Annotated in this window: 15 protein-coding genes; 6 read left to right on the plus strand and 9 right to left on the minus strand. The window is 70.0% G+C overall.

The window, feature by feature from the left end:
- Positions 1-32 precede the first annotated feature (32 nt).
- The 5 genes from AB0C30_RS48510 to AB0C30_RS48530 all read right to left on the minus strand — a co-directional run bounded on the left by AB0C30_RS48510 (position 33) and on the right by AB0C30_RS48530 (position 3,700).
- Positions 33-1,454 (minus strand): NAD(P)/FAD-dependent oxidoreductase, encoded by a 1,422-nt coding sequence (locus AB0C30_RS48510; protein WP_357957198.1) that lies wholly within the window; start codon positions 1,452-1,454, stop codon positions 33-35.
- Between the two features lie 203 nt (positions 1,455-1,657).
- The gene (locus AB0C30_RS48515; RefSeq protein ID WP_357957200.1) at positions 1,658-2,077 is read right to left on the minus strand and encodes a hypothetical protein; all 420 of its coding nucleotides are present in this window, start codon (positions 2,075-2,077) and stop codon (positions 1,658-1,660) included.
- Positions 2,078-2,133: 56 nt separating this feature from the next.
- On the minus strand, positions 2,134-2,478 hold the full coding sequence (locus AB0C30_RS48520) for a nuclear transport factor 2 family protein (RefSeq protein ID WP_357957201.1): 345 nt from the start codon (positions 2,476-2,478) through the stop codon (positions 2,134-2,136).
- 51 nt (positions 2,479-2,529) lie between these two features.
- The gene (locus tag AB0C30_RS48525; protein ID WP_357957203.1) at positions 2,530-2,877 is read right to left on the minus strand and encodes a MarR family winged helix-turn-helix transcriptional regulator; all 348 of its coding nucleotides are present in this window, start codon (positions 2,875-2,877) and stop codon (positions 2,530-2,532) included.
- 184 nt (positions 2,878-3,061) lie between these two features.
- Positions 3,062-3,700 carry an SDR family oxidoreductase gene (locus AB0C30_RS48530; protein WP_357957205.1) on the minus strand — a complete coding sequence of 213 codons (639 nt, stop codon included), beginning with the start codon at positions 3,698-3,700 and terminating at the stop codon, positions 3,062-3,064.
- Between the two features lie 554 nt (positions 3,701-4,254).
- On the opposite strand from AB0C30_RS48530, the gene AB0C30_RS48535 reads away from it, so the two are divergent.
- Complete coding sequence (locus AB0C30_RS48535) at positions 4,255-4,533, plus strand: hypothetical protein (RefSeq protein WP_357957207.1); 279 nt, start codon at positions 4,255-4,257, stop codon at positions 4,531-4,533.
- 201 nt (positions 4,534-4,734) lie between these two features.
- Here AB0C30_RS48535 and AB0C30_RS48540 read toward each other — a convergent pair whose 3' ends face one another.
- Both AB0C30_RS48540 and AB0C30_RS48545 read right to left on the minus strand, forming a co-directional pair.
- Complete coding sequence (locus AB0C30_RS48540; protein WP_357957209.1) at positions 4,735-5,355, minus strand: pentapeptide repeat-containing protein; 621 nt, start codon at positions 5,353-5,355, stop codon at positions 4,735-4,737.
- Positions 5,352-5,492 (minus strand): hypothetical protein, encoded by a 141-nt coding sequence (locus AB0C30_RS48545; RefSeq protein WP_357957212.1) that lies wholly within the window; start codon positions 5,490-5,492, stop codon positions 5,352-5,354. Before AB0C30_RS48545 ends, AB0C30_RS48540 begins: the two co-directional genes overlap by 4 nt.
- A 174-nt stretch (positions 5,493-5,666) precedes the next feature.
- Here AB0C30_RS48545 and AB0C30_RS48550 point away from each other — a divergent pair, with 174 nt between their 5' ends.
- Positions 5,667-6,419: an NUDIX domain-containing protein gene (locus AB0C30_RS48550; RefSeq protein ID WP_357957214.1), complete on the plus strand. Its 753-nt coding sequence runs from the start codon at positions 5,667-5,669 to the stop codon at positions 6,417-6,419.
- A 69-nt stretch (positions 6,420-6,488) separates the two neighbouring features.
- Here the strand turns inward: AB0C30_RS48550 and AB0C30_RS48555 are convergent, their stop codons facing one another.
- A complete protein-coding gene (locus AB0C30_RS48555; protein WP_357957216.1) occupies positions 6,489-7,154 on the minus strand; it encodes a lytic polysaccharide monooxygenase in 666 nt (221 codons plus the stop codon).
- 535 nt (positions 7,155-7,689) lie between these two features.
- On the opposite strand from AB0C30_RS48555, the gene AB0C30_RS48560 reads away from it, so the two are divergent.
- Together AB0C30_RS48560 and AB0C30_RS48565 are read left to right on the plus strand one after the other, a co-directional pair.
- On the plus strand, positions 7,690-10,173 hold the full coding sequence (locus tag AB0C30_RS48560) for a glycoside hydrolase family 3 N-terminal domain-containing protein (RefSeq protein WP_357957218.1): 2,484 nt from the start codon (positions 7,690-7,692) through the stop codon (positions 10,171-10,173).
- Positions 10,174-10,314: 141 nt separating this feature from the next.
- Positions 10,315-11,385, plus strand: coding sequence for a PQQ-dependent sugar dehydrogenase (locus AB0C30_RS48565; RefSeq protein WP_357957220.1), 1,071 nt, complete (start codon positions 10,315-10,317; stop codon positions 11,383-11,385).
- A gap of 3 nt (positions 11,386-11,388) precedes the next feature.
- Here AB0C30_RS48565 and AB0C30_RS48570 read toward each other — a convergent pair whose 3' ends face one another.
- The gene (locus AB0C30_RS48570; RefSeq protein ID WP_357957222.1) at positions 11,389-11,607 is read right to left on the minus strand and encodes a hypothetical protein; all 219 of its coding nucleotides are present in this window, start codon (positions 11,605-11,607) and stop codon (positions 11,389-11,391) included.
- A gap of 85 nt (positions 11,608-11,692) precedes the next feature.
- On the opposite strand from AB0C30_RS48570, the gene AB0C30_RS48575 reads away from it, so the two are divergent.
- Entirely contained in the window at positions 11,693-12,274 is a 582-nt protein-coding gene (locus tag AB0C30_RS48575; RefSeq protein WP_357957224.1) for a hypothetical protein, read from the plus strand.
- The gene (locus tag AB0C30_RS48580) at positions 12,238-12,870 is read left to right on the plus strand and encodes a copper resistance CopC family protein (protein WP_357957226.1); all 633 of its coding nucleotides are present in this window, start codon (positions 12,238-12,240) and stop codon (positions 12,868-12,870) included. Before AB0C30_RS48575 ends, AB0C30_RS48580 begins: the two co-directional genes overlap by 37 nt.
- Positions 12,871-12,872: the final 2 nt, after the last annotated feature.

Raw genomic sequence — 12,872 nt, forward strand, 5'->3', positions numbered from 1 at the left:
GCCGCACCTGACCCCGTACCGGCCCGCTCGCGTCAGAGGCCGTACTCCTCCAGGAGGCGCAGCCAGATCTCGCTGACCGTGGGGAAGGACGGGACGGCGTGCCAGAGCCGGTCGAGCGGCACCTCGCCGGTGACCGCGATGGTCGCCGCGTGCAGCAGCTCGGCCACCCCGGACCCGGCGAACGTGACGCCCAGCAGCACCCGCCGCTCCTCGTCCACGACCGCCTTGGCCCGGCCCCGATAGCCGTCGCCGAGGAGGTAGGCCCCCGTGACGTTGCCCAGATCGTATTCGACCACCCGCACCGCGAATCCGGCCTTGCGGGCGGCCGCCTCGGTGCGGCCGGCCGCGCAGATCTGCGGGTCGGTGAACACCACCTGCGGCGCCCCGAACTCGTCCGCGATGTCGCGCATCGCGGGGAGCGTGTCGTTGCCGCCGTTGGCGCGCGCAGCGATGACGTCGCCGCAGACCCGCGCCTGGTACTTGCCCATGTGCGTGAGCAGCGCGCGGCCGTTGACGTCGCCGATCGCGTACAGCCAGCCGCCCTCGACGTCCGTCGCCCGCATGCTGTCGTCCACCTCGACCGAACGGCCCCCGGCCAGGCCGACCGTCTCGAGCCCCAGCCCGGCCGTGGCGGGCACCCGGCCGGTGGCCACCAGCAGCTCGTCGGCCTCCAGCGGCGGACCGTCGGACAGGTGCACGGTCACCTTGCCGCCGGGCTCCGGCCGCTCGACGCGTACGACGTCCGTGTGGGTCCGCACGTCGATCCCGGCGTCGGCGAACGACTCGGCCAGCAACTCGCCGGCGAACGGCTCCATCTTGGCCAGCAGCGACCCGCCGCGTACGAGGACCGTGGTCTGCCGCGCGCCGAGCCCGTGCATGGCCTGCGCCATCTCACAGGCGACCACTCCACCACCGATCACGGCCAGCCGTTCCGGCACCGCCTGGGCGGCCGTGACCTCGTGACTCGTCCAGGGCTTCGCCTCGGCCAGTCCCGGCACCGGCGGGACCAGCGCGGTGCTCCCGGTGGCCAGCACGACGGCGTGCCGCGCGGTCAGCACGCGTTCGGTGGTTCCCTGTCCGTCTCGCGTGGTCACCAGCACTCGCTTGGCCCCATCGAGCCGCCCCCGGCCCCGGACGAACTCGATGGGCACGTTCTTGATCCACTCGACCTGCCCCGAGTCGTTGTAGTGCGACACGGCCTCGTCGCGCCGGGCGAGCACCTTGCTCACCTCGAGCGGACCGAGCGACATGCCGGGCACCCGGCCCACCTCGGCCGCCAGGTCTATCGGGCGCAGCAGCGCCTTGCTCGGGATGCAGGCCCAGTAGGAGCATTCGCCACCGGCCAGGCGGTCCTCCACGATGGCGGCGGTCAGACCACCGCGCACGGCTCTGGCCGCGGCGTTCTCGCCGGTGGGGCCGGCGCCGATCACTATGACGTCGAACTCGTCGGTCATGCCTACCTCTCCCGTAACGCTCGCCCCGCGACTGCGGCTCTCACCAGCAGTCTCCCACCGGTCCTTTCGCCCTTCGCCAAGGGGAGGCACTGACGGGCAGGTTTCGCCCGGCTGTCCGGGGCGGGCACGCTTGGAGACGGCCGGTAATTTGGCGGACCGGTAGTTGGGGCCGCCGGTCCTGCGTGGGCGCCGGGCGCGCTGGGTCAGTTCTGTCCCGGCACCGGCTTGCTCGGCCGGTTCCGCTCGGGTACCGGTCCGGACGGCCAATGGTCCTCGGGCGTCCTACCGAGAGGGTCGGCGATGACCAGCATCTCGTTGCCGCCGAAGTCGCCGACCACCTGGAATCCGGCCTGCGCCAGGATCGTGCGCAGGGCGAGCTGTACGGCGGTGCGGATGGTCTCGTACTTCACCATGTCGGCCTTGGCGAGATCGGGAGATGCCTCCCACGCGACGACCACACCGCGACCGGGCTCGCGCCGGAGGCTGAGACCGCCTTCACCCGACGACCCGGACGGCCCGTTCGGCCTGGGCGGCTTCGGGGGCTCCACGGTGAACCCCGCGTTGGTTAACTCTTGGCGGATGAGATGTTCCAGGTCGGCGGGGTCGTACCGTGCGGGGTTCACCTCATCCTGCTGCCCCAAGACCGCCCTCTCATGCGGGTATCCCGTCGTGTGGCGGATCACCTCAGCGCGGACAGGCCCCACAGTTCGGCGATGCGTCCGTCTCGCACCCGGAAGATCTCCAGCATCGTCGGCGGCTGCTCGACGACATCGGCCGGGAGCCCGTGCAGGGTCGTGCGGACGGCGACCTTGTCCCCGTCGATGAGCATGTCCTCGACGATCACCCGAATATCGGGGAACCTCTCGTGAAACCGCGTCCACGAGCGGACGACGCTCTCGGCTCCAGTCGTGCCCAACGGGTGGCTGACGAAATCCGGAGTGAAGATCGTCTCGGCGGCCCCGAAGTCATGGGCGTTGAACGCCTCGTACATGCGCTGCCCGACAGCTCGCACGTCATCGGTCATCTGTCTGCTCCTTCCTGGGTTATCACGGGTTTCTGGGGATATAACGGGCCATCAGCCGACTGGGTCGATGCGTGCCATATTGGCGCGCAGGCGCTCCAGAGCGCGCAGCACGATCTCCCGCTCTTGTGTGCTGATCCCGTCGAGCAGCCGCACCTGGTATGCCTGGTGAGACCGCTCAAGATCAGCGGCCGCTCGTTCACCGGTGGATGTCAGGCTGGCCAGGGTGTAGCGGTTGTCCGCCGGATCGATGCGACGGCTGACCAGTCCCTCGGCCTCGAACTCCTTGATCAGCCGGGTGACGCTCGCCCCGTCGAGGGACAGGCCCTGACGCAGGTCGCTGTGGCTGGTCTCCCCGTTCCTCCACAGCCGCATCAGCAGCTGCAGTCTGGATGAGCTCATCCCCACATGCCGCGCGAACGCCTGACGCGTCTCACCGCAGGCACCGCCCAACTCGCGGAAGAACCTGTCTTCGGGAGTCTCCACACGCGATCTCTCTGCTGTCGGCGCCCCCATCCCCGCTGGAAGAGCGATCACCTCTACTCTTTCTATCAACAACTCTTGATTCAATCAAGAGTATGCGTCGTCAAGAGGCCACCGAAACGGCGTGGCGCACGGACATGGGATCCGCGGCCAGCGCGAGCAGGCAGTGGGCCGTGTCGGCGCGGGTCGTACTGAGGCCGCCCTTGATGTTGGTGTCCCACGCCGTGCGGTACCGGCCCGTCAGCCCGCGGTCGGTGAGGCGGCTCGGCCGCACGATGGTCCAGTCGAGGTTCGTCGCGCGCAGCCGCCGCTCGGCCTCCCGGAGGTCGGCGTAGGAGTGCTTCAAGAGCCGTTGCACGATGAGCGGCTTGAGCACGTAGCGGGTGAACACGCCGTCGCCCGCGTCGGCCACCAGGCCGCTGGCGCTGGTCATGAGCAGGCGCCGCGTACGGCCGCGGGCCATGGCCGTGGCGATGGCGCTGATGCTGTCGGAGCACACCGTGGTGGGCCCCCGGCCGCCGGGACCCATCGCGGACAGTACGGCGTCGCGGTCCCTGACGGCGGGCGCGATGGCGTCCGGGTCCATCAGGTCGGCCTGGACGATGTCGAGGCCGGACGGCAGGTCGGCGGGCAGCCGCCGGGGATCGCGGACCACCGCGGTCACCTCATGCCCGGCGGCGAGCGCTTGGCGAAGCAACTCGATTCCAGTGCCTCCGGTAGCTCCGAAGATCGTCAGTTTCATGGGTCCTCCCAACTCCCGCCCATAGTGAGTGAACGCCCACTCACCCGTCAAATCGGAGGGGCGGGATGTGAGGATGCGTACGGCACTCGCGTCAGCTGATGAAGCTCTTGGGCGAGGTCCGGCCGCGGCGGGCGCCGATCAGGACTACCGTGCTCGACCGCCTGGAATGCGGCGGTCGAGCAGGCCCCGACATCATGGCCAAGACCGGGCGCGCACTCGCCACATGGGGCCTATACCAGGAGTACGGGTTCACCAACGCCGACGGCACACAACCGCACTTCGCCGCATACCGGACCGTAGGTTTGGAAGCCGAATACGACACCGACTCGTCGGCGGCCACCGCCCGCTCACGCCGGTGGAAGCGAGGAAGCGCACAGCCAATGCCGGACCGTCCACCACCTCAATGTCGAGAGCGGACATTGTCCGGCTGTCTGCTCGGCCGGCAACCTGGCGAGCAGTCGTGCGACCGCACCGCTCGCGCTGTGCAGAATCCACGCCTCACGATGGCAAACCGCATCTAGGCCACCTGCGCAGGTGGCTTCTACGTTCAGAGCATGCTCCTCAAACGCCTCGCCGCCACAGCCGGCGCCGCCCTGCTGGTCGTGGCCCTGATCGCCGCCCCTGCCCACGCGGACGGATCACACGAGTGCTTTTCCGGCGCCCGGACTTCGAACGGCGACTCCTACAAGTTGAGCGGCTGGACGTGCAGCGGCTCCGGCTACTACCAGGTCACCGTCCTCATCAGGTTCGGTGACGCCAAGGGCACCTACTCCTGCCCCAGCGTCTTCTCGTGGAACGGGGATCTGGCCGGGGACAACTGCCGCTTAACCTAAGCGACATTCCCTGTCAGGCCGGCCCCACCACCCGGTGTCGCACACGGCGAGGGTGGCGTTGATCAGGATGCGGATCCCTCACGCAGGTCGTCGCGGTTGGTGAACAGCCCGTGGGTGCGGCGCAGCGCCGCGTCGGTGACAGTGCACGAGGCAGTCCCTGAGGCACGGGCGAGAATCCTCAGGATGCATCCCGGGAGCGCGTCAAGCGCGGACGTCGAAGCCCAGCGCGGTGGCCACGACGGTCGCCTGGAAGGAGTCGATGATCGCCTTCTTCAGCGTGACCGTCGACGGGTCCAGGTCGGACAGGTCGCTGCCCCGCAGATCGCAGCCCGTCAGGTCCGCCCCGCTGAGCCAAGCCCCGGAAAGATCGCTCCGTAGCACCTCGGCCTTCTCCAGCCGGGCGCCCGACAGGTCGGCCTCGCGCAGCCGCACCCCATGAAAGGCGCTCCCCCGCAGGTCGGCGCCGGGCAGGCCGGTGAACGACCAGTCGCCGCCCTCGACCTTCAGCAGCCCGTAGGAGCAGCCGTCGAACATGCTGCCCGTCAGCTTGCATCCCTTGAACGTCGTGTCGAAGAACGAGCACCGCGAGAACGTGCAGTTGAGGAACATCGCGTCCTCGTGCACGGACACGTTGAAACGGACGCTGCTGAACGTGCACTCCTCGAAGACGCACCCGGTGTTGGTCAGCTCCGTCATGTCCACGTCGACGAACAGCACCTGATGGTAGGTCTCCTGGGTCAGCTCGCGACCGTCCCAGTCGGCCGAGCGGACCGTCGTGGTGGTCGGGGACGCTGACCGGCCGTGCTTGCGGCCGGCCGTCATCCGGCGGCCTCCGTCGGCTCGACGACGACCACGGGCGACTCCACACGTCTCTGGGCCGGCCCGACGAGAAGTCGCCGCCGACCTACCTCGGCCTGCTCGGCCATCCAGCCCATCGGACCGTCTGCGCGGGTGTCCACGTAAGCCCTCCTTCCGCGTCCCCGCGAGCCTCCCACGCGTCACCGACAGAATCCGCCGCACCGGGCCCGCGCAGCAAGACACCGCCGACCCGCGTAGCAAGACACCGCTGGCCCGGGGGTTTCTTCGCGCCCGATCCGCCGTTGGTGTCGGTCGTGATGTGCCAGCATGAGTCGGTGACCGAGCCATTGCCACGGCCTCGCGAGGTCAGCCTTCTGGAAGTCGGCCGGCTCCGCCTGATCGAGGACGCCGCGCCGCGGGTGCCGCCTGCTGAGCGGGTGGCCATGGATCGCCTGTGGGAGGAGGCGGTCCAGGCCAACCCCTGTCTCTTCGATGGGCCGGTGGTAGCGTGCGCGGGGCTGGATCGGGATGGGCCGCACAGCTTGGTTCTCACCTGGGCGAGGACGACCTACCGGCACCGCGCTCTGGGGCGGGTTCCGGGGGCCACCTCGTGGCTGCCGTCTCTTTTCGTCACTGTCGCGCAACCGGCAACTGATGACGGGAGCCTGCTGGTGGGGCGGATGTCGGCGTCGACGGCCACTCCTGGTCGCTGGCAGCTACCTGGTGGAGCGGTCGAACCGCCCGCCGAGGGTGAGAGCCTCGATACGGCCGCCCTCCGCAGGCACGCCGCTCGGGAACTGGCCGAGGAGACCGGCCTCGGCACAGCGCCGAGCGAGCTGTCCCTGTGGCTGGTCACGCGCGGCGAGAACGGGAGCGTGGGCGTGGTGTTCCTGGCCCCGCACCGGCCGGCGTCGCTGCTGCGCGAGCGGTTCGCCGCTCTGACATCCGCCGAGACGGCACAGGGGCGCGATCCGGAACTGGAGCAGATCGCTTTCGTCCGCTCCCCGACCGAGGTGGCCGGACTCAAGGGCGCTTGCGTGGACTACCTAGGGCCGCTCATCCGCCACTACATCAACTCGGGCTCCTAGAAGCGGACGAACCGGGAGGCCACGGGCCGTTGCCGGCACATTCCGCCTGAGTCCGGGCCGCGCCCAAGCTCAGGTGAAGTTGACGTCGCTGCAGAAGTAGTACGTCTGATCCATGTGTGAGGCTTTCCAGATCGTGTAGATGACGTGGCGGCCGGTGCGTCCGGCCGAGGTCAGGTTATTGATCATGTACGTCTGGCTGGGCGCGTACTTGGCGGTCTCGCGGACCAGTTCCAGGTGGTTCCAGCCCAGGGCGGTGGTCGTGGCGTTGTAGCCCTGGCGGGTGATGTAGACCCTGATGTAGTCGGCGCCATGGCTGGCCTGATCGTTCAGGCGGATGTTGAAGGTGCTGCCGAGGTTCGTCATGGTCCAGGCGCCTGGTGTGTCCATGGACCGGTAGCGGCCGCCTTGGGTCTGACCCGCGCTGCACAATTGGCCGTTGGGGATGACCGCCTGGTGATTGCCGCCGACGTTGTCGCGGTAGAGCCCGTTCCAGTTCCACATGGCGTTCGTGTTGTCCTGCCATGCCTGCCAGCACATGGGGTCTCGCTGCTGCATGGTGGGGTTCTGGAAGTCGCTGCCCCAGCGCAGCCAGCAACCGTAGTTGCGGGATGCCGGGTCGACCACGGATCCATGCGCTGACGCGGTGCCGGCCAGCGGGAGGGCGTAGAGCGTCGCCGCGAACAGCAGCAGGGCCAGGGCGCGGAGCGCCCAGCGCGGTGTACGGGTGTAGGGCATGGTGCGGTCTCCGTGTTCCGGTGGGGGTCTCGGTTATTGGGAGCGCTCCTGCATGGCGGCGACGGTAGATGACTGCATAAGTGAAGACAATGACAGGCGAGAGTCAACATGCTCGCCGCCGCATGCGGGCCGCCGTCGATTCGGGGGGCGAGCAGCGGAAAGGCGGTTCCGTGGCCGAGCCGGTGATGTTACGGGGTGGGGGAAACTTTCAGCCGCTGACCGACGCCCTCGTCGTGGCCCTGAAACCGCTCGCTGGTGCCCGGGATCGGGCAGGTGAAAGCAACGGGAGTTGTTCGCGCCGTGGCAAAAGGCCTGCGCCGCGCATCGGGCCGCGGGAAATGCCCGGTGAAAGTTTCACCCGGTCTCGGCCGTTTCCGCTGGTGTCGCAGGCGGGCCTGGGTGAGGCTGTGGACGGCCAAGGGAATGGCGGAGCGGTGGCCTAGAGTCGATATTGGGAGCGCTCCCAATATCGATCTCGACGCACTGACCGAGAGACGCACGGGCCAAGCGACGCACCGACCAAGAATGGCGGGCCATGAGAAACGCGAGCATGAAATGGACGGCGCGGGCGGCCGTGACGCTGCTGGTCGCCGCCGTGCTGGGCGTTCCCGGGGGTCCCGGCACCGGCGCCGGGCAGGCCGTTTTCGCGTCGGCCGCGTACCCGTACCAGGATCCGAGCCTGCCCGTGCCCACCCGGGTGGCCGACCTGATGGGCCGGATGTCGCTGGATGAGAAGCTCGGCCAGATGACCCAGGCCGAGCGCGGTTCGGTCAGCGCCGGCGACGTCACGACGTACCGGCTCGGCTCGGTGCTGTCGGGTGGCGGGTCCGGGCCGTCCCCGAACACGGCCGCGTCCTGGGCGGATATGTACGACAATTTCCAGAACGCGGCCTTGGCCACGCCGCTGGGCATCCCCATCCTGTACGGCGTCGACGCCGTACACGGCCACAACAACGTCGTCGGCGCCACGATCTTCCCGCACAACATCGGGCTCGGCGCGACCAGGGACCCCGCGCTGGCGCAGCGGGTCGGCCGGGCCGTGGCCGAAGAGGTCTCCGGCACCGGCGTGGACTGGGATTTCGCGCCCTGCCTGTGCGTGGCCCGCAACGACCGGTGGGGCCGCACGTACGAGTCCTTCGGCGAGAAGCCCGAGCTGCCCTCGTCCATGGCCACGATCGTGACCGGCCTGCAGGGCACCGTGCTGAACGGCCCCGCCTCCGTGCTGGCCACGGCCAAGCACTACCTCGGCGACGGCGACACCACGGGCGGCGTGGACCAGGGCGACACCCAGCTGTCCGAGGCCGACCTGCGGGCGATCCACCTGCCGCCGTTCAAGGCCGCGGTGGAGCGCGGGGTGGGCTCGGTGATGATCTCCTTCAGCAGCTGGAACGGCGCCAAGCTGCACGGGCACCAATACCTGATCACCACCGTGCTCAAGGGCGAGCTGGGCTTCTCCGGCTTCGTGGTCTCCGACTGGGACGGCATCGACCAGATCGACGGCGCCGCCGGCACCTCCGCCCTCGACGTGCGCACGGCCGTGAACGCCGGCATCGACATGGTGATGGTTCCCACGGCCTGGCGGCGGTTCATCGACCTGCTGCGGGCCGAGGTGCAGGCGGGCCGGGTGACCACGGCCCGGGTCGACGACGCGGTCCGGCGCGTTCTGACGAAGAAGTTCGAGCTCGGCCTGTTCGAGAAACCGCTGACCGACCGGTCCTACACCGCGACCGTCGGCAGCTCGGCGCACCGCGCCCTGGCCCGCGAGGCGGTGGCCAAGTCGCAGGTCGTGCTGAAGAACGGCGGGAACATCCTGCCGCTCGCCCGGGGTGGCAAGATCTTCGTGGCGGGCAAGAGCGCGGACGACATCGGCAACCAGAGCGGCGGCTGGACGATCTCCTGGCAGGGCTCGTCCGGCGCCATCACCCCCGGCACCACCATCCTGCAGGGCATCAGGAACAGCGCGGGCTCGGCCACGACCGTCACCTACAGCCGCGACGGCAGCGGTATCGACGGCTCCTATCGCGTGGCGATCGCCGTGGTCGGCGAAACGCCGTACGCCGAGGGCCAGGGTGACCGCCCAGGCGGTCTGGGCCTGGACACCACCGACCTGAACACCATCGCCACGCTGCGCGCGGCCGGGGTGCCCGTCGTGGTCGTGCTGGTCTCGGGGCGCCCCCTCGACATCGCGGCCCAGCTGCCCGGCTGGAACGCCCTGGTGGCCGCCTGGCTGCCGGGCACCGAGGGCCAGGGCGTGGCCGACGTACTGTTCGGCACGGTGCAGCCCACCGGCAAGCTGCCCGTGACCTGGATGAGCAGCGCCTCCCAGGAGCCGATCAACGCGGGCGACGGCAAGACGCCGCTGTTCGCGTACGGCTTCGGCCTGACGTACGGGCAGGCGCAGGACGACACCAGCCCGCCCACCGCGCCCGGCACGCCGGTCGCGTCCGAGATCACCTCCTCTTCCACGCGCCTGTCGTGGTCCGCCTCGTCCGACAACGTGGGCGTGACCGGCTACGACGTGGTCCGAGTGCAGCCGACGGGCGAGACGACGGTGGCCACGGCCGCGACCACCACGGCCACCGTCACCGGCCTGGCCGCGAGCACGGCCCACACCTTCGCCGTCTACGCCAAGGACGCCGCCGGCAACCGCTCGCCGCGCTCGGGGACGGTCACCGTGACCACGCGCGCCGACGGAGGAACGGGCGGCTGCACGGTCACCGCGACGACGCAGAGCCAGTGGAGCACCGGGTACGTCATCCAGGTGGCGGTGACCAACACCGGCACGAGCGCCGCGAACGGCTGGGGCGTCACCTTCACCTTGCCGTCCGGCCATCAGATCACCGGGTCGTGGAACGCCGCCCTGACGGTAAGCGGCCAGGCCGTCACGGTGGGCAACGCCGCGCACAACGGGACGCTGGCGCCCGGCGCGAGCACGTCCTTCGGCTTCCAGGCCAGTCGCCCGGCCGGCGACACCCACCTGCCATCCGGCTACGCCTGCGCGGTGAAAATTACATCGTAGGAGGCGGCCGAACGCGCAGCTCGCGGGGCCGGCGCCGCGACAGGTGACGGATCAGATCATTGTTGACGCGTCGAAAACTGCGTAGCGTACGAGTCCCCCGTCATTGACGATGATCTCGACAGATCGGTCAAGGAGCCCGCCATGCGCGCGCGAACGACCCCGTCCCTGATCATGATTCTCTTGGCCGCCGTGGTGCTCGTGATCACGAGCCCCACCGCCGCGCAGGCGATCGGCGGCTTCGACTACTCCCGGGCGCAGGTGTCCGCCACCGGCCTGCAGGTGCCGTGGGGGCTGGCCTTCCTGCCCGACGGCAGCGCGCTGGTCTCCGAGCGCGGCACCGCCAGGATTCTCCAAGTACGCCCGGGACAGACCCCAGTTCGGGTGGCGACCGTCAACGGGGTCGCCGCCTCCGGCGAGGGCGGGCTGCTCGGCATCGCCGTGTCGCCGACGTACGCCCAGGACCAGTGGGTCTACGCCTACTTCTCCACGAGCAACGACAACCGGCTGGTACGGTTCCGGCTGAACGCGCCGCAGACCCAGAACGTCCTGTTCTCCGGCGTGCCGCGGGCCTCCATCCACAACGGTGGCCGCATCGCCTTCGGCCCCGACGGACAGCTGTACGTGTCCACCGGCGACGCCGGCAACACCGCCAACGCACAGAACCTGAACACCCCGGCGGGCAAGATCCTGCGTATGACGCCGAGCGGCGGCGTCCCGGCGGACAATCCCTTCGCTGGCTCCCGGGTCTACAGCTACGGCCACCGCAACGTGCAGGGCCTGGCCTGGGACGCGCAGGGCAGGATGTACGCCAGCGAGTTCGGCCAGAACACCCGGGACGAGATCAACCGGATCGTCGCCGGCGGCAACTACGGCTGGCCCACCTGCGAGGGCGTCTGCGGCAACCCGTCCTTCCGCGACCCGATCGTCACGTGGTCGACGGCCGAGGCGTCGCCGAGCGGGCTCGCGTACGCCAACGGCACGCTGTTCGCCGCCGCCTTGGGCGGGACCCGGCTGTGGACCGTCCCTCTGACGAGCGCCGGCGGGGCCGGGACCCCGGTCGCCGAGCTGCGGGGCACCTACGGGCGGCTGCGCGCGGCCGCGGTGGGGCCGGACGGATGGCTGTGGGTGACGACGAGCAACCGTGACGGGCGCGGCGCCCCGGTGGCCCAGGACGACCGCATCATCCGCATTCCCCCCACTGGCACGCCCTGAGCGTCAGTGTCCGGCGTGCTCCTGGGGCTTGGCCACCACCCAGGCCCGCGCGGAGCCCACCTGGCGCTCCAGATCGGAGAGGAGGGCGGCCAGGTTCTCGTGGTCCATGTACGCGGTCTGCTCGATGCTCGATCGGTGTGTCTCCACCTGCCCCGCCAGGCTGTTGATCTTGCTCAGGGTGTCGCTGAGGTCCCGACTTTCCTGCTGACTCAGATCGCACATGCCCTCACAGTAGATACCGCCCCTCCGGCCGTACATATGTCCGGCAAGTAGATTGTCCGTGCCTGAAGGCTGCGAGGATGGGCGTATGCGCTTCGCCCGGGCTCTGGTCTTCGCGGTGGTGTGTGCCGCCGTGACGGCGGCCGGGCATGCCTTCGCGGGCGGCGCGGCGGTCGCGCCCGGCGTCATGGTCCTGGGCGGGCTGGGCGCGCTCGGCCTGGCGTACGGCCTGGGCGGGCACGAGCGCGGCCCCGAGGTGGTGTTCGGCGCCACGGTGGGCACGCAGGCAGTGCTGCATCAGCTGTTCGGGGTGACCGCGCCCAGCAGCGGGCACGCGCATCTGACCGTGGGCATGCCGCTGGCGCACCTGACGATCGCCGTGCTGACGGGCTGGTGGCTGCATCGGGGTGAGAGCGCGTTCTGGCTCATGGTGCGTCTGGCGGGCCGTCCCCGGCTCGCCCTGCCGCGCCCGCTTCGCCCGGTTCCCGCCCTCGCTCCGCTACGCCGGGCGCCGGCGCGGGCGCCGCTGAGGCCGTCGATCACGGTCCAGATCGCGACCGCGGAGCCACGCAGAGGACCTCCCACGAGGGGAGTCACCGAATCGCCAACACTTCCCTCGTCATGGAGTCCACCTTGCCTTTCTTCCTTCGCAGAACCCTGGTGGCGGTGATCGGGTGCGGGCTGTTCCTTGCCGCCACCGCGCCCGCCGCCCTCGCCCACGACAGCCTCAAGAGCAGCTCACCGGCCAGGAACGCCACTGTCTCCGGCGTCCAGACGATCGAGCTGGAGTACTCGTCACGCGTCCGCTTCCCGCTGGTGGTGCTGCGCACCGCCGACGGCAAGACGATCCAGCTCGGCGAACCGCAGGCCGACGGTCCCAAGGTGCGGACCGCCGTGCCCACCAAGCTGGCGGGCGGGTCATACGTCATCGCCTGGCGGGTGGTCTCGTCCGACGGCCACCCGATCGAGGGCGAGATCCCCTTCACCGTGAAGGGCGCCGCCGCTAGCACGACGGCGTCCGCCACCGAAGCCGCCTCAGCCGCACCCGCCACGTCAGCGGAGGGCACCCGACCTGCCGCTGCGGCGCAGGGCGGGGGCATCCCGGGCTGGCTCTGGGGCGGACTCGCCGCGCTGGTGGTGGCCGGCCTGGCGGTCTGGCTGCTGTCCAGACGAAGCAGCGGCCCCAGCGGCCCTGACAGCCCCGACGGCCCAGCCGATCAGCCGGCCGCACCGACGGAGCAACCGGACGTATCAGCGGGGCCGTAGAC

Origin of the sequence: Nonomuraea sp. NPDC048901 (assembly GCF_040649695.1) — a bacterium.
GTDB lineage: Bacteria > Actinomycetota > Actinomycetes > Streptosporangiales > Streptosporangiaceae > Nonomuraea.

Coding starts and splice junctions, on each gene's coding strand:
- AB0C30_RS48555 (WP_357957216.1), bottom strand. CDS start 7,154: ATGCCCTACACCCGTACACCGCGCTGGGCGCTCCGCGCCCTGGCCCTG.
- AB0C30_RS48535 (WP_357957207.1), top strand. CDS start 4,255: ATGCTCCTCAAACGCCTCGCCGCCACAGCCGGCGCCGCCCTGCTGGTC.
- AB0C30_RS48510 (WP_357957198.1), bottom strand. CDS start 1,454: ATGACCGACGAGTTCGACGTCATAGTGATCGGCGCCGGCCCCACCGGC.
- AB0C30_RS48575 (WP_357957224.1), top strand. CDS start 11,693: ATGCGCTTCGCCCGGGCTCTGGTCTTCGCGGTGGTGTGTGCCGCCGTG.
- AB0C30_RS48520 (WP_357957201.1), bottom strand. CDS start 2,478: ATGACCGATGACGTGCGAGCTGTCGGGCAGCGCATGTACGAGGCGTTC.
- AB0C30_RS48565 (WP_357957220.1), top strand. CDS start 10,315: ATGCGCGCGCGAACGACCCCGTCCCTGATCATGATTCTCTTGGCCGCC.
- AB0C30_RS48525 (WP_357957203.1), bottom strand. CDS start 2,877: ATGAGCTCATCCAGACTGCAGCTGCTGATGCGGCTGTGGAGGAACGGG.
- AB0C30_RS48560 (WP_357957218.1), top strand. CDS start 7,690: ATGAGAAACGCGAGCATGAAATGGACGGCGCGGGCGGCCGTGACGCTG.
- AB0C30_RS48570 (WP_357957222.1), bottom strand. CDS start 11,607: ATGTGCGATCTGAGTCAGCAGGAAAGTCGGGACCTCAGCGACACCCTG.
- AB0C30_RS48540 (WP_357957209.1), bottom strand. CDS start 5,355: ATGACGGCCGGCCGCAAGCACGGCCGGTCAGCGTCCCCGACCACCACG.
- AB0C30_RS48530 (WP_357957205.1), bottom strand. CDS start 3,700: ATGAAACTGACGATCTTCGGAGCTACCGGAGGCACTGGAATCGAGTTG.